This is a genomic window from Ulvibacter sp. MAR_2010_11, assembly GCF_002813135.1.
Taxonomy (GTDB): Bacteria; Bacteroidota; Bacteroidia; order Flavobacteriales; family Flavobacteriaceae; genus Altibacter.
In genome coordinates this window covers 746,193-765,705 of the sequence record NZ_PHTY01000001.1, presented here as the reverse complement: position 1 = coordinate 765,705, position 19,513 = coordinate 746,193, and the positions used below count along the sequence as shown (strand labels likewise).

Below are 19,513 nucleotides of genomic sequence, written 5' to 3'. Positions count from 1 at the left end.
ACGTATTAATTAATAATAGGGGAAGAGGCGGCTCCTGTAGCGGCTCCTCCCATCGGGATATCTACAGTCCCGTACTGTTTGGAAACATCATTTGAGAAAATCAAGGTGCTAATTGTCCAAACGCCAATAGTGGTTTCATCAATATTCGCCGCTTGGGGGTAGTCTGCCACCAGGCGCCAGGTGCCATTTTTTACAAAGGCAGAGGCGAAAGGTAAACTTGCATTATCTGCAGCCCCCGGATTGTTAGTAAGATCTAATTCCTGATTAAAACTGGCAGAAGTTACAATTACAACGTAATCGGTCGCATCAATTTGTGTGTTGAATTCCTTGACCCAGTCGAGATTAGGTTCTTCAATAATATATTCCTGAATATAGGCCAAAGCAACACCGGTAGGATTACTCACATCCAGCGATTTAATGGAATTGTCGGCTTCTTGAATGAGAAAAGTACTGGATTCTACTTCTTCAAGTGTACTGTAGTCTAAAATTTCCAGGGCGCTCGAAATATTCATATCTCCGGCAACCTCTAGCATGGTTCGTGGATTCTGCGTATTAATTCCTACTTGAGAAAATAAGGCGCTGCTCATTAAAAGCAGGCAAATTATAGGAATCGCAGCGGGGGCTTTGTACGATTTCATAAGTATTAAATTTGGGTACTACAAAGATAACCCAATTTGCGTAAGTAACTGTTAAATAAACAGTTGCAAATTGTATTACATCGAATATATTATGTAATACATCGAAAAATTGAAAAAATAAATACAAATAGGTAAGAATTAGTCTTTAATAATGTAGGAATATTTATTAGAAATTACTTTGGAAATTGTAGGTTTGGATACTATGTCAACCCAACTTTTATAACAGAAATGGCTTTTTATGCGTGAGGTAATTGAAAAGTTTAAATGCTCATCCAGACTAGTTCCTAAAATTAATAACAACCCACCGCGTACCATCATACACCAATTCTATTGCGCCTTCGCCCGAAGTTGATTCACTCGGACCGCTGCCATAGGTAATAATTCGATTCACTGCGAGAGACTGATTGGATTCGTTGATTACACCCATATTCACATTCATTGGATTTAATAATATTATATGTCTCCCCTCAATGCCATCTTTAATTCCGGTGATATCAAAAGATTGGGTTTGACCTGTAAATCGGATGACCGTTTTGTAGGCATTCGCGCCAACTACGCCCAAGTCGATGTTGTCAATCCGAGTATTTGGAGTGGGTGTGGTTACTGAAACGTTAACAACCGAATAGTATCCGGTCCCCGAAGCAATAATAGTGTTATTGTGAATTTCGAGCGCACCGCCAACATCCATAGTGTTTAATGTTCCGGTTGCATCCACTCCCAAGACGGAAGTAGCCGATCTTCCTGAAGCGTCGTCTACACGAATTTTCCCGTTTACATGGAGTGCTTCCTGCGGATTTGTAGTATTTATACCAACCTGTCCTAATGTGGGGAGAGAGACAAGCAATAAAACTACGAATAGTATTATCTTGCTCATAACGTGAGATTTAATGAAAAGTAAATGTATTTATTGAGAAACGACTTACAAAATGTTTACGATTAAGGGATAAAATACTCGTTCAAATCGTAAAAAATGAATATATAGTATTGAAAAAGAGCATATTGGCAGATTTTCGTAGCAGGAATTAATGAATTCCTTTTTTAAAAATTTAGGAACTCTAATTTTTGAAAGAAGTATAATAAAGATGAAGGCTTTAGTTTTTCTCAGCTCGTATATGAACCCAATGGGTATCAAGGGCTGTGGGCTCAATAAAAGTAAATCCTGCCTTCATTAACCATTCTAATTGATTATCCAAGGCATCGGGCTTGTCGAACTCATTGTAATGCTCCATTAACCACTGCCATTTCTCGCCATCGGAATAGTTGTTGTAAACAAAAGATTCCCAACCCTTTAAAAAAGGAGGATGCTCGATCGAGTTTTTGTCGATCATTAAATCGGAAAAACTAAAAATACCCCCGGGTTGTAACGAGTGGTGTATTTTTTTGAAAAGCTCCCGTTTCTCGGCACCTTCACAATGATGCAAGCTAAATCCTGCTACAATTAGATCGTAGTAGTTTTCTTTAAAACTGAAATCTTTAAAATAGGAGATTGCATAATCTGCCTCAACTTGATGAAAGCGGGATTTGCATAGATCGATCATTTTTTCGGAAGCATCGAGGAGCGTATACTGCGCTTGGGGAAAGGTGTGTAATAGTTGAAAGGTGACGTTTCCGTTTCCGCAGCCCAGATCTAAAATACGCTTCGGACTAAAATCGACGGGAAGTCCTTCGGTGAAGAGGGAAAGCAATCGCAAATAATGAGGTACACAGCGTACCATGTCTTCCGTATAATTCACAGAAAAATCGTTAAATTCGTTGGCGATGTTACTTCCTATTCTCATATGGACTAAAATTCTAAAACTAAGATAAAACAAAAAAGCATTTTTTTTTGGCCTTCAAAACCAAAAAAATAATTTGTATATTAAACCTAAATACATAAGTATTCAAAGTGCTGCTCAAAGCAGATTTTAAAGAAACGGGTTTTTTATGCACGAATGGTCACATCCTTAGTCGATAATAGTTTTGGTTAAGGGAAAGAAAAGTTTAAATCAGCATTCTTTTCTTTTTTCGATATTTCTAGGCGTTAATTCCCGAGTAAATAGATACCTTTGGGCGTTCATTAACTCCCCTTAAGAGCTATTATAATGTAGCTCGAAACGTAAATAATAGTATGTAGTTACATCTCTTATGAAAATGAGAATGTATACTAATGTCAACAGGGATTAGAATGGGTAAATCACGAAGCTCTAAATACGAAATAAAATCCTCCGTAACCGATAATACGATAGAGGGTCATGATGAGTTATTCGAATTTCTAAACGATGACCAAGGGTTTGAGTCACTGTTCTACAAAAGTTCCATTCCAAAAGCACTGTCTAATATAAATTCTAAAAAGTTCATCGCCGTTAATTCGGCCTGGGAGACATTTACGGGTTACAAAAACAAGGAGGCGACGAATGTCACGGCCTACGACCTGAATCTCGTGGGTGAAGAAGAGGGGCAGTATATAAGAGAAATACTAGAAAAAAAACACTCACTGAAGTCCTTTGAAGCCGAATTGCTACCAAAATCGGGAATTCGCACCAACGCACTATTTTCTTTTGAAAGAATTACGATCGGCAAAAATGATTATATATTAAGTGAAATCCTCGATATTAGTGAACTACGAAGATCGAAAGACCTTTTAAAGGCAGAGAAGGATTTTTCGCAAAATCTATTAGCCTCATTACAAGAAGGTTTATCTGTGATTAATCTTCAGGGCACTCATATTTCAGTAAATGCAGCCTTTTGTGAAATGACAGGATTCACAAAAGAAGAGTTAATTGGGATTCAACCACCCTATCCGTATTGGCCCCCTGAGGAATATGAAAATATTAATGTCGCTTTTCAAAATACATTAAAAGGTCAAATAAAGAAAAATATTAATTTAATTTTTAAACGGAAAAACGAAGAGCGGTTTCCGGTATCATTAGCTGTTTCTTCATTAAAGGATAGTGAAGGAAATACAATTGCTTTTTTTTCAACAATAAAGGATATTACCCAACAATTACGCGCAGAGGAAGAGTTGCGATTGGCAAAGGAATATTCTGAAGAGTTAGTGACATCGTTACGTCAGGGGCTAGTAGTTATGAATGTAGAAGGGGAAATTATCGATGTTAATCCGGCCTATTCTTCCATAACAGGGTTTAAAAGAGAAGAACTCTTAGGTGCAACGGCTCCTTTTCCTTTTTGGCCCCCGGAGTCGTATGAGGAAATCCAGAAATGTTTGGTTCGCACCTTAGCCGGAGAAGTTGGAAATTTTGAATTTTTATTTATGCGGAAGAATGGAGAACGCTTTATGGCCTCATTAGCCACGTCTTCCATTAAAAACAATGAGGGGAAAGTTATGGCCTTTTTCGTGACAATTGACGATATTACAGATAAAATAAATGCCCAAGCCGAAATTCGACGCGCAAAGGAGTTTTCGGAGAATCTGCTTGCCTCGATGGACGAAGGTCTTTTGGTTGTTTCCATTGAGGATGGAAAACTAACAAAGGTGAATCCGTCATTTTGTAAAATGACAGGCTACACCGAAAAGGAACTTTTAGCATCAAAAGCACCATTTCCTTTTTGGGCTCCCGAATGCTATGATACCTGCTTTTCACATTATGAAAATCTAATAAAGGCCGAGTACCACAACTATTATGAAACCGTATACAAACGTAAAAACGAGGAACGATTTCCGGTTCAATTAATATCATCTCAAATTAAGGATGAGGAAGGTAAGGTGGTTGCCATCTTAGCAACAATACAGGATATTACCGAAAGGAAAGCTGTTCAGCGAGAATTAAATTCACTTAATATCGAGTTGTCCACAGCAGTAACCGAATTGAAGGAATTGAAAATTCAACTTCAAAACGAAAATGTTTACTTGCGAGACGAGCTTGATTTGGTTTTTAATTTTGAAGAAATGGTCTATGGTAGCGCCGCCTTTAGCGACGTTCTTAGTAATGTGGAAAAAGTAGCACCAACAGATGCAACTGTTTTGCTTTTGGGAGATACGGGCACAGGAAAAGAATTACTCGCAAGAGCGGTCCATAATATTAGTGTAAGAAAAGACAAACCACTAATCAAAGTGAATTGTGCTGCGATTCCTCGGGAATTGATTGAAAGTGAGTTATTCGGACATACAAAAGGATCCTTCACCGGTGCTGTACGGGATAAAATTGGAAAGGTCGAGTTGGCGCACGGGGGTACTTTGTTTTTAGATGAAATAGGAGAATTACCTCTCGATATGCAGCCAAAATTACTTCGGTTTTTACAGGAAGGTGAAATAGAGAAAATAGGGGAAAACACGACTCGGAAATTGAATGTTCGAATTATTGCTGCTACCAATAGAAACCTTAAAAAAGAGGTGGCGAAGAAAAGATTCAGAGAAGATTTGTATTTTAGATTGAATGTCTTTCCAATTAAAATTCCTCCTCTTCACAAAAGACTAGAAGATATTCCACTACTCGTCGAACATTTTGTAAATAAATTCGGAAAAATATATAGAAAAGAAATTAAATATATATCCGATAAGGCCATGATTGAAATGCAACAGTATAAATGGCCTGGAAACATCAGAGAGCTTGAGAATCTTATTGAGCGTGCAGTAATTCTGTCAAATGGCGAATATTTGCAGCTCCCTCAATTCGATATATCCGATCAAACAAGTAACAGACCCATCACTATCACCAATTTATCGCTCGACGAAGCACAGCGTATCCATATTCTCAAGGTTTTGGAGAAATGTGATTGGAAAATTGATGGAAATAAGGGAGCAGCTTTATTCCTCAAAATTAAACCAAGCACCCTTCGCGATAGGATGAAAAAATTAAAAATTAAAAGACCTGATTAAATCCACGTTATTCCGCTGAATTGCTATTTGCATTTCTTTTTCCCACGATATACCGTGGGATACAAAAAAATCATTCAATTTCCTGTTCTTTTTATTGTGCACTCTCTCAGCTTATTAAGTTAAATTCCCATCTCCTTTTTCGTTATGGCACAAGGATTGGCTTCTTCTTTTTATGCCGGAGACAGTTAAATCGAATAATGCTATAATTTTTGGAAGAGCAAAATTTCAGATTGCCAACGGCATTCTGCATTGCGAATTCTTCAATATGGAAATGTACCATTCGCTTCGCGCAGAACGGGCCCAAACCTATATAGAAGCAATAAAGACCTTGTGCCAAGGGAAGCCCACTCCGTTTATAATCGATATTCGCAATGCTAAGGGGACCTATACCATTGAAGCTGCTAAACTATTTGCGGATAGTCCCGATCTCAAATTTATTAGAATAGCCGAAGCTTATATTTTGAATTCAACCGCAATGAAATTATTGATTGGGGCATATAAAAGAATTTACGAGCCAACAACTCCCTTTATACTAGTCAATGACCTCGAACAGGCCATCACCTATTGCCTGGAAGCAAAAAAAATGTATGATACAGACAATTGAAAAAAAGAAAATAATGAATTATGGAGATTCAGAATTGTTGGAGTTACTTCAGCAAAATGTGATTTTATCTATCACAGATGCTTTGGGGAGAATTTCGTATGCCAATGAGAATTTCTGTGTTATGATGGGTTATTATAAGCACGAATTAGTAGGTGAAGTTAATGGCTTACTTAGATCTGAATGTGATAAAGACCCTAAGTATAAAGAACTATGGAAAACCATAAAAAAAGGACGTATTTGGAATGGAGTATTATGCCATCGAAAAAATAATGGGAAACCATGTTGGCTCGATACCACCATTACTCCTATTGTGAATAGCAAAGGATGTGTTGAAAAATATGTCGCTGTACACAATGATATTACTACTATTTATGAAGAAAAAAGAGCGTTAAACGATTTGGAATTCAAGCATAGTGCTTTTGTGGAAAGTATTCCAAATTTAGTTGTATCCATAAATAAGTTAGGAAAAATTTTAACTGCCAATCGCGGGATTGGAAGTCTTACAGCTGAAGCACTTTTGGGGACATATATTTATGGATATGTAAATCCAATTCATCACGATCTGGTTCGCAAAAATGTCGATATAATTTTTAATGGTGGTAAGTGTAAAGAGTATGAAACCATGGAGTATGACGCAAAGGGACGGACAAGGTATTTGTTATCTCAAATTGGTCCTGGTTATAACAAGCAGGGTGAAATAATCTCAGCGACAATCGCAATAAGTGATATTACAAAATTCCGTAAACACGAACGAGATACGCATGGGAATGACACTAAGTATCACACCTTCTTTAAGTCGATTGATGTTGGAATTATTGTAGTTGCAGACTGCAATGGAAATATTACCGAGTGGAATAAAGGTGCCGAACTGGCATTTGGATATAGTGAATCCGAAATTATTGGATGTCACCTCACACAATTAATGTCTCAAAAATTTAGGAAGGCCAGTATGAAAGAACTTGTTTCTGCGGTCAATAAATTGAAAACACACCGTATTCAGGGGACTATCGAAATGTACGGACTTAAAAAGAATGGAGAAGAATTTCCGGTAGAATTTGCCCTTAGCAAATTGAAAAATGGAAAAGCCGATTATTTCTGCGCAATGATGTTGGATATTTCCAAAAGTAAAACGCTGGAGAATAAGCTAAAGATAAAAACTAAAGACCTGGAATTATTTTTGTACCGATCGGCCCACGATTTGAGCGCTCCTTTTTCATCGGCAGAAGGAATCATTAATTTGATGAATCAGGAAGAAAAAAGTCCGGTTGTGTCTCAATTAACATCAATGCTGGATGTGACACTTCAAAAGGGAAAATCAATGTTAGATAACTTGGCATTGGTGGCTACAATTTCCGATAAGAAAAAGCATCTTCAATCAATCAATTTTGACAATCTCATCGATGAAATAATTCGAGATACCAAGGAAACCACACATTTTCAACACATCGAATTTGTGACTATCGTGAAAGGAGCGGGTGAGTTTTATTTTAATCCTGATTTGTTAAAGTCTCTTTTTGAGAACCTGATTCAAAATGCCGTTAAATTCGGTAACCCACCATCAAAGAACTTTATACCTACTGTAAAGATAGAAGTCACCTCCGTAAAGGGGAACATTCAAATTGTAATAGCAGATAATGGTAGAGGGATTTCAGAGGAACACCTGGTTAAAATATTCGACCTATACTATCGCGTGAATAATGATGAATTACCGGGGGAGGGAATTGGGCTCTATTTTGTCAAGAATATAGTGGACGACCTTAATGGAGAGATAGAGGTAACAAGTGAACTTTCAAAAGGAACTTGCTTTAAAATTCTCTTACCACAAATTATTATTTCACAATAGATGAAAGAGGGCACAAACATAATGCTTATTGACGACAATAAAATCGACCTTTTTGTAAACCAAAGAGTTATCGAAAAATTTGACGCTCTGGCAAATACTCTAGCTTTTTCAAATGCCCCAAATGCCTTAAAATACTTAGAAGATTTCGACTCAACATCACAATACCACAGAGAGAATTTCCCCCATATTATATTCTTAGATATAAATATGCCCGAAATGAACGGCTTTCAATTCTTGAATAAAATAAAGAAACTAGAAGTAATACATAACATAAGGCCCCAAATTTATTTGCTTTCATCCTCCTCTCTTGGCGAAGACAAGAGAAAGGCAAATGAAGAAGAACTGTGTACAGATTACCTCAGTAAACCATTAACGCTTGAAAAAATAACACATCTACTGGCAAAGCCGGAACCTAACTTTGAAATTTTAAAATCATTAAAACAACAATCATGAAAAAGACAAAGTTGAATGCTTTTACAACTTCCACCATGTTTGTTGTGTTAATCTGCTTTTCTACCCGCGCCCAGGTCGGAACTGGAACTAAATCCCCTAATCCAACACCAGTTTTCGACATCTTCTCAACCGCCAGAGGAATGATCGCCCCTAGAATGACGACAGCGCAAAGCACCGGTATTTCAACCCCTGCAAATAGTTTGTGCGTGTACAATTCCAGCATGAAAGATTTTATTACTCCTTAATTTTTATTGGTTAATTTTGAAGGTACGCCTCGTTTCATATCATAAACGGGGCGTGCTTTCTTTTTTTTTTTTGTATATTTTGGTAGGGTAAATTCTTTTCAGGCTGTTTTAGCTTTAAACTGACTTTCATCATATTTCAGATTAGCCATTTATGGTATCTTTCTAACTGCAAAAAATAAATTTATGGAACGTAGAAAATTTATTACCAAATCGGGACAGGCTCTGCTTGCAATATCCACTATCTCTATAACCGGAGCGGTTATTTCTTCATGCTCGCCCGATGATAGTAACGACTTCTTTAACGACGGTTATTATGGTGATGGGTATTACGGAGACGGCTATTATGACGATGGGTATTACGAGGATGGCTATTATGATGATGGTTACTATGATGATGGTTATTACGATGATGGTTATTATGATGATGGTTACTACGACGACGGATATTACGATGATGGATATTACGACGACGGTTACTACGACGATGGCTACTACGATGATGGCTACTATGGAGACGCTCAGGTAATTAGAGATATTCTTATGGACGGACTCTGGTATGTTCAAAATTACAACGACAGTGGGTCCGACCAAACGGCAACCTATAACGGATACGAAATCGATTTCATGACTGGAGATCAGGTCTCAGCTACCAACGGTAGTAACACCAATAACGGAACCTGGATCGTAAACGGCAGCGGCACCGAACTGGCCCTAAACTTTATTGGAGTACCTTTCGATGAATTTAACGACGATTGGGATATTATAAGTGTGCTTCCAAACCGAATTGAATTACGCGACGTAAGCGGCGGCGGAAGTGGTACCGATATCCTTATTCTGGAAAAATTATAATTAGTACGAATTAGTTATAAAATTGGACATTTCAGCAATGGTTTGAAATGTCCAATTTAATTTACAACCCCCTTTATTTTGAAAAACATTCTCTTTCTTCACGATACTACCCTCGCTACACCGCGCGGAGCAGAACTCACCATCCGTGAACTCATGCAATTGGGCGAACAGAAAGGACATCCGGTCATCCTGGATTACCTGAATGATTTCGAAAAAACCAAAAAACACATCAGCAATGCTAATTTGGTAATTCTCAACAGTACTTCTCGTTGTAATTACGAACTGGAGCTGGTAGATTTCCTAATCAATCAGTCTGTTCCTTATGTAAAAGTGGAATACGATTATAACTTCTGCATTCGCAGAAATATTCTCTGTACCGTCGATCCCAAGGTACGCAGTTGCTGTCACCCCGATAAGTTTCATTTGTTCCGAAGACTTTTTTCAGGTGCAGCCCTCAATATCTTTCAGTCTCCCAAACACTTTGAAGCACATCGCGATTTTTACGGAGAAGCAGTCGCCAAGAAATTGATCATGCCTCCCACCGTCGATGTTTCCAAATTAAAACCTTCGGAAGAAAAAATAGAGAACGTCATTCCGTTTTTCGGGGATCTGAATTTTTTAAAGGGCGGACACGAATACGTCACCTTTGCCGAAGAACATCCTGCAATTCAGTGTAAGGTCTACGGCCGAAACAGATTGCGACGTGAAATGCCGAAGAATATTTCGTTCCACGATCCTGTTTCCAACGCCGAAGTACTCGAGATTTTAGGGAAAACAAAACGATTTATCTGCAAACCCGTTTGGCCCGAACCCAGCGGCCGACTCGCAGCTGAAGCGTTTCTTTCGGGCTGTGAAATGATCACGAACGATAGAGTAGGGACATTTTCCTTCGATTTTTATCCTGAAAATAAAAAACAAGCCTACACCGAAATGCAACAGGCTCCCGAAGCATTCTGGAAAGCGGTTGAAAGTATTTTATCCACTTCCGAAGCAGACAAAAAAGCAAAAAAATTGGGCAAAGTACTGGTCTATAAAAGTTACGGCGGCTTGGGAGATATATTCTTTGCCATTCCTGCTATCTACAAACTGGCCGAGGTTTCCGAATCCTTGCATTTTGCCGTGGCACCCAGGCTGGTCGATTTTTTTACCAAACACCTAACGGTAAAAGTAGTCAACGAAAAGGAAGTTAGAGAACAGGAAGAAAATTACGATCACATTTACGAACTGGGCAATTATCCTGCGTTCAGAGGTTACGATCTGCCTCATGCCCTCAAATATCCAACACACAAAAAGGTAAAGCAACATGCCATTCAGCATTATATAGACACCATAGCCAAACTGCATGTGGATATTGACAATCGGTTGGAAGGCTATCCCTATTTTAAAGCTGAAAAAGATTCAAAAAACCCTTATTTTGTAGTGCATCACGGCGCCGGCTTTTTACTGAAAATCTGGCCTACCAAAAAGTACGCCCAGCTTATTGAAAGGCTTGCCGATATTTACCCGAATCTGGATTGCAAGATCATTATGGGCCCGGATGATCCCGATATCGCTCAGTATTTTACCAAGGAAATGCCGCATGTCGAATTTATAACCGGCGGAATGCTGGATGTGGGTGAAGCCATGGCAGGCGCCTTGTTTCATATTGGTAACGATGCCGGAATCACGCATGTAGCGGGGAGTTTTAATGTTCCCTCCGTGGGAATTTACGGCCCAACCGGTCCCGGAAGTTGGGGAAGTTTCGCCCAACACAACGATTTGATCTGGGGAAAACAGGGCGTTTGTGCCATTCGTTGTAATTACGATGTTATTTTAAGCTGTGAACATAAGATCTGCCTGAATTCCGTTACTGTGGATCGGGTGTTGGAAGCCTTGTACAAGGTCATTCAAAAAGCCTATCCCGAGCAACCGGCTGTACTAAAAGTGAATCCGCAGGCAGCCTTCGAATTCACCGAAAAAGATTGCCTGGTGAAGTTAGGCGAAAACGAATTATTGCTGGAATATCACAGTCCGGATATGCGGAAAAACGTGGAAGCACTATTGATGCGAAAAGAGGAGACTATTTCCAGCGAAGCCGATGTAAAAATGGTGGTCGATGTGCTGAAACAGCAGCATATTTTGTTTGAAGTTGCCACGTTTCAGTAATTTTTTTTACTTCTTTTACCTATCTTTCGGAATCAAAAAAAACCTATGATTTCAGAGATAATAAAGAACCGACGTGCGGTATTTCCGGCACAATACAATTCCGAAGCCATTTCAAAAGAAGAAATTCAATCAATTCTCGAAGCCGCCAACTGGGCGCCTACACATAGAAGAACCGAGCCCTGGCGTTTTAGGGTGATTCATGGAGAGGCGCAGGCCCGTTTGGGGGAATTCCTTTCGGAAACCTATAAAAATAAGTCGGATAGCTTTTCAGAATTCAAGTATAAAAAATATCGTGACAACCCTAAAAAGGCAGCCTGTATCCTTGCAATTTGTATGCAGCGCGACCCTGCAGAAGCCATCCCCGAATGGGAAGAAATAGCAGCAACGGCCATGGCCGTACAAAATATGTGGCTCACCGCCCACGAAATGAAAATTGGAGCCTATTGGAGCTCTCCGGGTATTGTAAAATATATGAACGACTTCTTTACCATGGCACCGGGTGAACGCTGTCTGGGCTTTTTCTATATGGGAAAATACGACGGCGAACTGCCGGATGGGGTAAGAAATACCTCCATTCAAGAAAAAACAACCTGGCTTTAAAATAAAACACTTCATAGTTTTTTAGTATATTTAATAGTCTCCCCTATAAAAAGCATTGTTAGATATGCGATTTGTTTGTCTGTTTATTCTAATGTTTGTTAGTGCGATTCTAAACGCGCAAATTGTAAATATCCCGGATCCTGTTTTTAAAAATGCATTAGTTAATACTCCTTGTGTTGATACCAATGGGGATGGGTCCGGAGATGCTGATGCTGATACAAATGATGATGGAGAAATTCAGGTTGCCGAAGCGGAGGCGGTACTAGGCTTATATATACCTTTTACCAATATTAATTCATTAACCGGATTGGAAAGTTTTATAAATCTGGAGGTCTTTCAGTGCCAAACAACTTTCGTTACCGGTATTGACGTTTCAACATTGACTAACCTTCGAGTATTACTTATTAGTGATAATAATTTATTGAACTTGGATATTACTCAAAACCCATATTTGGAACGATTAGATTGTCATGGCAATGATCTAAACAATTTAATAGTTTCTCAAAATCCACTACTGGTTTATCTTAATTGTGCTCAGAACGATCTTAGTGTCTTAGATGTTCAAAATAATACAGTTCTTGAAACTCTGTCAATTGGAGGACAATCTATTGCCGCTATTGATTTAAGTCAAAATCCTAATCTTGAACTTTTAAACTTTGAGGACAATAATTTTACTGCTTTAGATATTTCAAATAATCCAAACTTAGTGGGATTGTTCGTAGCTGAGAATAAATTAACACAATTGGACTTGAGCCAAAACCCTAATTTGGAGGTTATAACTTGTTCTGAGAATCAGTTAGTGGAATTGGATGTATCACAAAACACCAGTTTGGAATTTCTATGGTGTCATGAAAATTCATTGACCTCCTTAAATTTAAAAAATGGAAATAATGTGGTTCTAAATTATATGAGAGCAGAAAATAATCCAAATCTTAGTTGTATACAAGTTGATGATGTAGACTACGCCAACCAACAGACAAATTGGTTAAAGGATGGTTCAGCAGTTTATAGTGAAGAATGTGCCTTGGGAGTTGAGAATATGGAGCTATCATCACAAATTTTTGTGTATCCTAATCCTGTGGAGGAACTTTTATTTATTGAGAGTACTCTCTCTATTGAAATTGAATCTCTCAAAATGTATAATCTTTTAGGGGAATTAATACTTTCTAAAACCAAAGATTTTACTCAAACAGATGTTTCAGCCCTAAAAAGCGGAATGTATTTTCTAAAAGTGAGTACCGAAGCGGGTAGTAGTACTAAAAGAGTAATAAAATTGTGAGTTAGAAGAACAGCTCCCAATGCGCCCATACCTTATAGACAAACAGCCCTAAAAACACCAGCGTTGCCGTTAGTTTTATAAAGGTAGAAGCCAGAAATCCTATAAACGAGCCAAAGGCGGCCTTCACTGCTTGTTTGCCTTCAGTTTTATTAAAGACCATTTCGCCAATTAAGGCGCCTGCAAAGGGACCAATCAAAATTCCAAAGGGAATAGGGGCAATAATTCCTATAAATAACCCAATAATAGTTCCCCAGGCACCCGCCTTACTACCGCCAAATTTTTTAGTCCCAATCGCCGGTATGATATAATCCAGCACATAAATACCTACTGCTACAATCCCCGTAAGAATAATAAACAGCCAGTCGAAGGTCATAGCCGGAGCCAAATGCAGCACGACTAATCCCGCCCAACTCACCGGTGTCCCGGGAATTACAGGCAATACACTTCCTATAATGCCAATGAGCATTAATACAAATCCAATAATAAGTAAGGTGATGTCCATAGCTGCATTAGACCCTAAAAAAACCATTCTGTTACAATTTTATAACTAAAAAATTAGTTTAAACTAAATAATTAGTTATATTTGATAAATGAAAACGAATGCTATGAAACAACTTACCAAAGCCGAAGAAGACATAATGCAGATACTATGGGATCTGGGAGAAGGCAATGTAGCATCCATCGTCGAGACTTTCCCCGAACCGAAACCTGCCTACAACACCGTCTCGACCATTGTTAGAATTCTGGAAAGCAAAGAGTTTGTCGATTACCGAAAGGAAGGGCGCGGACATATTTATTTCCCGAAAGTCCAAAAAGCCGAATACAGCAATCAGTCCCTTACCAAGCTCATGGACGGCTATTTTCAGGGATCGTTTAAAAGTATGGTCTCCTTTTTTATGAAAAAGAACGATATCAGTGTTCAGGAAATGGAAGCCATTATGAAAGAACTTAACAAAGAGGACAAATGATACACTACATTCTTCAAACCATAGCCTGCCAGCTTTTGTTCCTGCTGGTGTACGACCTCTTCCTTAAAAAAGAAACCTTTTTTAACTGGAACCGACTCTATCTTATCGCCACTCCTGTGCTTAGTTTTTTGCTGCCGCTTATAAAAATAGATGCCATTCAACAAAGCATTCCGCCCGAATACACCATACAACTTCCTGCAGTACTTATTGGCAATGTTGCTTCGGAAGAACTCGTAGCCACTTCTAACCCTTCAGTTTTAAACCTAGGTTGGGAAACGTTTTGGATTTTAGGAGTTTTGATAAGCCTTACCTTTTTCGGGTATAAATTGTACAAGCTTTTTAAACTGAAACGATCCGGAAGTACTGCCACATTCGGGAAAATGCACCTGGTGCTCTTACCAAAGTCCGATGCTGCCTTTTCCTTTTTCAACACGGTGTTTTTAGGCGAAAAACTTTCAGAAACACAACAAAAAAATATTCTGCTGCACGAAAAAGTGCATATGGAACAACGTCACTCGATCGATCTGTTATTTTTTGAATTATTGCGCGTGCTTTGCTGGTTCAATCCGTTGATCTATGTTTTTCAGAACCGAATGGAGTTGCTGCAGGAATTTATAGCCGATGCCGGGGTAGCCTCACAAAAAGACAAACGCGAATACTATCAGGATTTGCTTTCGCAAGTCTTTCACACCGAAAAAATTTCATTCATCAATACATTTTTCAATCATTCATTAATCAAAAAACGAATCGTTATGTTACAAAAATCAAGATCCAAAAAAATCTTTCAGTTAAAGTATTTATTGCTGGTTCCCGTAGTTTGCGGAATGCTCATCTATACTTCCTGCGCTCAGGAAACAAAATCTGAAGATACCGCTGTAGTTGCAGACTTTCAAAAAGGCGATACTTCCCAAAGTGAAATTATCAGCAATATTGAGGCCTTGAAAGAATCGATCGCGGCCAAAGGCAATTTAACTCCCGAAGAAGAAATTGCCTTAAAAACTCTGGTGGTGCTAACGTCAGACAAGGGGATGGGCGACATTCGCTTTGACGCGGTAAAGGACAGTATCGAGCTTCCTTTTGGAGTAATCGACAAAGTTCCTATCTATCCGGGTTGCGAAGGACTTGCTAACGAAGCGACCAAGAAATGTTTTATCGAAAAGATTTCGGCCTTTGTGGGGGATAACTTTAATGTGAAAAAATTAGATGGTTCCGGTCTAAGCGGCCGACAAAAAATCGTGACAACCTTCATCATCAACAACAAGGGTGAGGTTGTAGTGAAGGAAATTAAAGCAAATCACCCGGCCCTCAAAGCCGAAGCGCTTAGAACCCTCCAACAGTTGCCAAATATGCTTCCGGGGGAACACGAAGGAAAAAAAGTAGCAGTTCAGTATAATTTGCCCATCATTTTTGAAGTAGCCGAATAGATTTTTAGTGATTTATTTCTCAATGCAGCCGAAGCGAAATACGCTTTGGCTGCTTCGTTTAAAAGAAGTCATGTAATTACGGTTAAAAATTGTAATTTTCGGTTTTATTACCCGGCAATGAAAAACAGTGTTACTTTACTATTTCTTTTAGGACTGGTCACTTCCTGCCAATTTTTTGAAACCGAAAAAATTTCTACCGAAACGTTCTACGAAGAAGAACTCAAAACCATCAATTGGAAAGATGTCGATCAATACCCTGTCTTTGCAGCTTGCGAACATCAAACCGAAAAGGCAGCGCAAAAAGTCTGCTTCGAGACTACCTTGTCTACACAAATTTACGAATACATAAGCACCAAGAACATTGTTGCTACCCGCGATGTAAACGATACGGTTTTGCTGGATCTATCGGTTGCAAAGGATGCCCAACTGTCGGTGCGTGAAATTAAAATAGACAGTTTGATTACTCAAGAATTTCCTCATTTGAAGAATTGGATGCTGCAGTGTATCGATTCCATTCAACTGGTGGCTCCTGCCTATAAAAGAGGGATTCCGGTAAAAACCGAATTCACCCTTCCCATCGTCATTAAAACGAAGGATTTATAGATTCAGTTTGTACCCCAAAGAAATGTCTACGGGGGTATTTCCGTTGTTATCTATGGTTACGGCAACTATATCGTGGTACACCAACGAAAGATATCCGTTGCCAAGGGCATAATCGAAACCAAATCCGAAGGCACCCGGCACCTGAAACTGACTCCCGGAAGTGAATTTAGTAACTTCTTCCCCATCAATGAGCTCCTGATCTCGGGAAACACTGGTAAAGGTTGCCGCCTTGGCAGTGACGAACGCGTCAAACTTTTCAGATTTTATAAATTTGAAACGGTAGTTGAAAGAAACCTGTGACGATGAAAATTTATAATCGGAATTCTCCAAAACCTGCTTAAACTGAAATACTACTGCATGACGTTTGAGCCGAACTTCGTCAATTATCTCGAAATCGATTCCCAGAGCAGGTAGAAAATCGTTATTCGGGTTGTAGAAATAGGCGTTGTTAGTCATTCCGGCAAATACGCCCAATCGTGTTTTTAGCTGTACCGAAGGCTTTTCATATACAAAATTGCTGTCTGCCTTTCGGTTGTACTCCACCACATAATTTCGCAGTCCTGAAAGGGTCAGTTTCAATTTATCGGTCGAAACCGGGGCATCGGAAGTAAGTAAGGTAAGAGTTTCTTTGTATTCTTCTTTATAATCCCCGTCGACTTTGGTGTTTTTAAGCTCGGTAATAGCGCTGCCCTTTTTTACAAAATAGCGGTATTCGTCATCGATGGTATTCCACAATAAGGTCAAGGTTCCTTCTATTTCGGTCTGAAGGGTATAGGTTTTGCCTTCAACAGTATATTGTTGCTGAGCGTGAGTAATTCCAACTGTAAGTAGCAGGAGAATAGCGCATAGGGAGTGTAGGTATTTCATAAGGGCCTGATTTAGTACGTCTAAAGGTAAAAAATTAATTCAATTATTCGGTTTTTTATGTTTTCGGCCTTTCCAGGAGTAACTTCCGCCGAAACTTAGTACCACAACCCAAAGGGTAATAAAGGGATAGAGAAAGGTACTTAGCAGAAAGTAAAAGGGGTGTATTTTTTTTCTGAAAAATTGTGCAGTCAGAGATAATGAGATAGCGTCGATAACAATCTTGGCAATTATAAACACCGCATAAAACGGAAGTGTTTGAGTATTGAAGTAACACAAAATGGGTCCTAAGATTACCAACAAATTGGTGAGTAAAACTACAAATCCCAAGGCTTTGGTCGTAATTCCTTTTTGATAAGTGGTTTTTGAAGCCCAACGAATACGTTGTTGCAGCACCGAAGTCCAATTGGGTTGAGGTTGTGTCCTTACAATGGCGTCCTTTGCTTTTAAATAATGCACCTGCTTCGGAAAGGCACGCACCATCTTTTCCAGTAGAAAAACATCGTCCCCGCTGGCGTGTTGGTCATTTCCTTCAAATCCGTTTACCTTATAAAAAGCCTCTTTTTGATACCCCAAATTCGCACCGTTACAAAGTAGCGGGTTGCGAAGTCCGAAGCTTCCCATGGTGACGCCTTGTAAACTCCAGCCGTCAAGTTGCTGATAACGTTGTACAAAGGAATTGTTGGAGGTATATACCACCGGGCCTGCGATAAATTTTGAATCGCCAGTGTCTATAAAAGTGTTATAAGCCTGCAGCCAATTTTCGGGAAGTCGGCAATCGGCATCTGTGGTAAGGATCCAGTCGTGTTTTGCATGTTTAATGGCTTCGGAAATGGCATCTTTTTTGGGAGATTGGGATTTTCGAACATTTTTCAGAATGCGATAGTCTATTTTATTTTTTTCTGAAGTCTGTTTAAAAAACCCTTCAATGATCCCGACCGAAGCATCTTCGGAAGCATCGTCTACCAAAATAACTTCAAACTTTTCCGTAGGATATTTTAATTGTGCAATAGATTCGAGTAGCAAAGGCAGTTGTTCAGCTTCATTTCGGAAAGGGATAACGATTGAAAACGCAACAACTTTTTCAGCTTTAATTCCTTCCGAAGAAAATTCAGCAAGCTGTAAATTGCCAATGAGCAAGATTCCCAAAGTGATGAGATAACAAAATCCGATGACGATAATCGCGAGAATCATACGGTCTCAGGTTTATAGGTCACTACAAAAAAGCTTCCCAAAAGTGCGGGAATCACAAAATTGAGCAACCACATGACAAGAACCGTACATAAAACAGCGAGTTCGGGCACACCGGCCAAAGAAAATAACCAAACAGCCACGCCACCGCGAATCACCACATCGAAAATAAATAGGGTGGGAATCAAAGAGACCAGTAAATACATCGCAAAGATCAAGGGATAGGCTTGCGAAAATGCAATATCGACTTCAAAGTACCGAAGCAGCAGTAAAAACAAATACGTAAAACATGCATAGCGCAACAACGACAAGAACCACACTTTCACTCGTAAGCTTGCCGGGAGTTTTTTAATAAAATCGATGACCTTTTTAATTGACAGCCCCTTTATAAGCAGCTCTTTTTCTTTAAACAAATACCCCACTACGAAAAGCACAGTGAGCGCTACTACAAATGCTGCAATTTTTAAAACCGAAAAGGAAAGGCTGTATTTTGAAATTACAATTAGCAGTCCCAAAATCCCAAAAATAAGGGTGACTGCCATCTGACTCACATTCGAAAAAAAATTGAGCAGCAATACCTTTTTTCTGGTTCCGGCGGCATAAAAATACGCCTTGGCGCCGTAATCTCCTATTCTGTTAGGAGTGGCCAGGGAAGTAGTTAAAGCCATCAAACTTTGCTTAAGCGCCTCCCAAAAAGTAAGTTGCTTCACAGGTGCAATCACCGTTTGCCACTTTAAAATTTCCAGTATCCAATTAATACCTGCAAGTCCGACAAAGACAAACAAGATCCAACTGTTTTTATGCTGAATGGCTTCGGTAAGCGTGGTTATTGTCTCTGCGTTGGTATCGCTTACTTTCGAATAGATATACCAAAATGTAATTCCAAGTACGAAAACCTTTAGGGTAACGAGCAGATATTGTTTAGATTTGTGAGATAGGGCTAACATCGAAAACGAATTTACTAATTTTTGATTGGTTTTGCTCGGTATGA

19 protein-coding genes are annotated in these 19,513 nt (G+C 39.1%); 12 read left to right on the top strand and 7 right to left on the bottom strand.

Going from position 1 to position 19,513, the window contains the following annotated elements; all coding sequences use genetic code 11:
* Positions 1-5: 5 nt before the first annotated feature.
* From ATE92_RS03645 to ATE92_RS03635, 3 genes are all read right to left on the bottom strand, one after another.
* Entirely contained in the window at positions 6-638 is a 633-nt protein-coding gene (locus ATE92_RS03645; protein ID WP_100802402.1) for a hypothetical protein, read from the bottom strand.
* Positions 639-915: 277 nt separating this feature from the next.
* Positions 916-1,512 carry a hypothetical protein gene (locus tag ATE92_RS03640; RefSeq protein ID WP_100802401.1) on the bottom strand — a complete coding sequence of 199 codons (597 nt, stop codon included), beginning with the start codon at positions 1,510-1,512 and terminating at the stop codon, positions 916-918.
* A 217-nt stretch (positions 1,513-1,729) separates the two neighbouring features.
* Positions 1,730-2,416 carry a trans-aconitate 2-methyltransferase gene (locus ATE92_RS03635; RefSeq protein ID WP_100802400.1) on the bottom strand — a complete coding sequence of 229 codons (687 nt, stop codon included), beginning with the start codon at positions 2,414-2,416 and terminating at the stop codon, positions 1,730-1,732.
* A gap of 368 nt (positions 2,417-2,784) precedes the next feature.
* Between ATE92_RS03635 and ATE92_RS03630 the strand changes: the two genes are divergently transcribed.
* From ATE92_RS03630 to ATE92_RS03590, 9 genes are all read left to right on the top strand, one after another.
* Positions 2,785-5,454, top strand: coding sequence for a PAS domain S-box protein (locus ATE92_RS03630; protein ID WP_100802399.1), 2,670 nt, complete (start codon positions 2,785-2,787; stop codon positions 5,452-5,454).
* 172 nt (positions 5,455-5,626) lie between these two features.
* Positions 5,627-6,058 carry a hypothetical protein gene (locus ATE92_RS03625; RefSeq protein WP_100802398.1) on the top strand — a complete coding sequence of 144 codons (432 nt, stop codon included), beginning with the start codon at positions 5,627-5,629 and terminating at the stop codon, positions 6,056-6,058.
* Positions 6,042-7,901, top strand: a complete 1,860-nt coding sequence (locus tag ATE92_RS03620) for a PAS domain-containing sensor histidine kinase (RefSeq protein WP_198515594.1) — start codon at positions 6,042-6,044, stop codon at positions 7,899-7,901. Before ATE92_RS03625 ends, ATE92_RS03620 begins: the two co-directional genes overlap by 17 nt.
* Entirely contained in the window at positions 7,902-8,354 is a 453-nt protein-coding gene (locus tag ATE92_RS03615) for a response regulator (RefSeq protein ID WP_100802396.1), read from the top strand.
* Complete coding sequence (locus tag ATE92_RS13965) at positions 8,351-8,599, top strand: hypothetical protein (protein WP_157809547.1); 249 nt, start codon at positions 8,351-8,353, stop codon at positions 8,597-8,599. The genes ATE92_RS03615 and ATE92_RS13965 overlap by 4 nt, the downstream gene beginning before the upstream one ends.
* Positions 8,600-8,782: 183 nt before the next feature.
* The gene (locus ATE92_RS14065; RefSeq protein WP_198515593.1) at positions 8,783-9,448 is read left to right on the top strand and encodes a hypothetical protein; all 666 of its coding nucleotides are present in this window, start codon (positions 8,783-8,785) and stop codon (positions 9,446-9,448) included.
* A gap of 78 nt (positions 9,449-9,526) precedes the next feature.
* The gene (locus ATE92_RS03600; RefSeq protein ID WP_100802394.1) at positions 9,527-11,593 is read left to right on the top strand and encodes a glycosyltransferase family 9 protein; all 2,067 of its coding nucleotides are present in this window, start codon (positions 9,527-9,529) and stop codon (positions 11,591-11,593) included.
* Positions 11,594-11,638: 45 nt separating this feature from the next.
* Positions 11,639-12,193, top strand: a complete 555-nt coding sequence (locus tag ATE92_RS03595; protein WP_100802393.1) for a nitroreductase — start codon at positions 11,639-11,641, stop codon at positions 12,191-12,193.
* Positions 12,194-12,257: 64 nt separating this feature from the next.
* The gene (locus ATE92_RS03590) at positions 12,258-13,472 is read left to right on the top strand and encodes a leucine-rich repeat domain-containing protein (protein ID WP_100802392.1); all 1,215 of its coding nucleotides are present in this window, start codon (positions 12,258-12,260) and stop codon (positions 13,470-13,472) included.
* 1 nt (position 13,473) lies between these two features.
* On the opposite strand, the gene ATE92_RS03585 is transcribed toward ATE92_RS03590, so the two are convergent.
* Positions 13,474-14,001 carry a DUF456 domain-containing protein gene (locus tag ATE92_RS03585; RefSeq protein ID WP_369819656.1) on the bottom strand — a complete coding sequence of 176 codons (528 nt, stop codon included), beginning with the start codon at positions 13,999-14,001 and terminating at the stop codon, positions 13,474-13,476.
* A 76-nt stretch (positions 14,002-14,077) separates the two neighbouring features.
* On the opposite strand from ATE92_RS03585, the gene ATE92_RS03580 reads away from it, so the two are divergent.
* The 3 genes from ATE92_RS03580 (at position 14,078) to ATE92_RS03570 (ending at position 16,467) form a co-directional block, all read left to right on the top strand.
* On the top strand, positions 14,078-14,440 hold the full coding sequence (locus tag ATE92_RS03580) for a BlaI/MecI/CopY family transcriptional regulator (protein ID WP_100804346.1): 363 nt from the start codon (positions 14,078-14,080) through the stop codon (positions 14,438-14,440).
* Complete coding sequence (locus ATE92_RS03575; RefSeq protein WP_100802391.1) at positions 14,437-15,864, top strand: M56 family metallopeptidase; 1,428 nt, start codon at positions 14,437-14,439, stop codon at positions 15,862-15,864. The genes ATE92_RS03580 and ATE92_RS03575 overlap by 4 nt, the downstream gene beginning before the upstream one ends.
* Before the next feature lie 117 nt (positions 15,865-15,981).
* Positions 15,982-16,467: a hypothetical protein gene (locus tag ATE92_RS03570; protein ID WP_100802390.1), complete on the top strand. Its 486-nt coding sequence runs from the start codon at positions 15,982-15,984 to the stop codon at positions 16,465-16,467.
* On the opposite strand, the gene ATE92_RS03565 is transcribed toward ATE92_RS03570, so the two are convergent.
* From ATE92_RS03565 to ATE92_RS03555, 3 genes are read right to left on the bottom strand one after another with little or no spacing between them, the layout of a single operon-like run.
* A complete protein-coding gene (locus tag ATE92_RS03565) occupies positions 16,462-17,334 on the bottom strand; it encodes a hypothetical protein (RefSeq protein ID WP_100802389.1) in 873 nt (290 codons plus the stop codon). The genes ATE92_RS03570 and ATE92_RS03565 overlap by 6 nt on opposite strands.
* 39 nt (positions 17,335-17,373) lie before the next feature.
* Positions 17,374-18,525, bottom strand: coding sequence for a glycosyltransferase (locus ATE92_RS03560; protein WP_100802388.1), 1,152 nt, complete (start codon positions 18,523-18,525; stop codon positions 17,374-17,376).
* Positions 18,522-19,469: a lysylphosphatidylglycerol synthase domain-containing protein gene (locus tag ATE92_RS03555; RefSeq protein WP_157809546.1), complete on the bottom strand. Its 948-nt coding sequence runs from the start codon at positions 19,467-19,469 to the stop codon at positions 18,522-18,524. Before ATE92_RS03555 ends, ATE92_RS03560 begins: the two co-directional genes overlap by 4 nt.
* Positions 19,470-19,513: the final 44 nt, after the last annotated feature.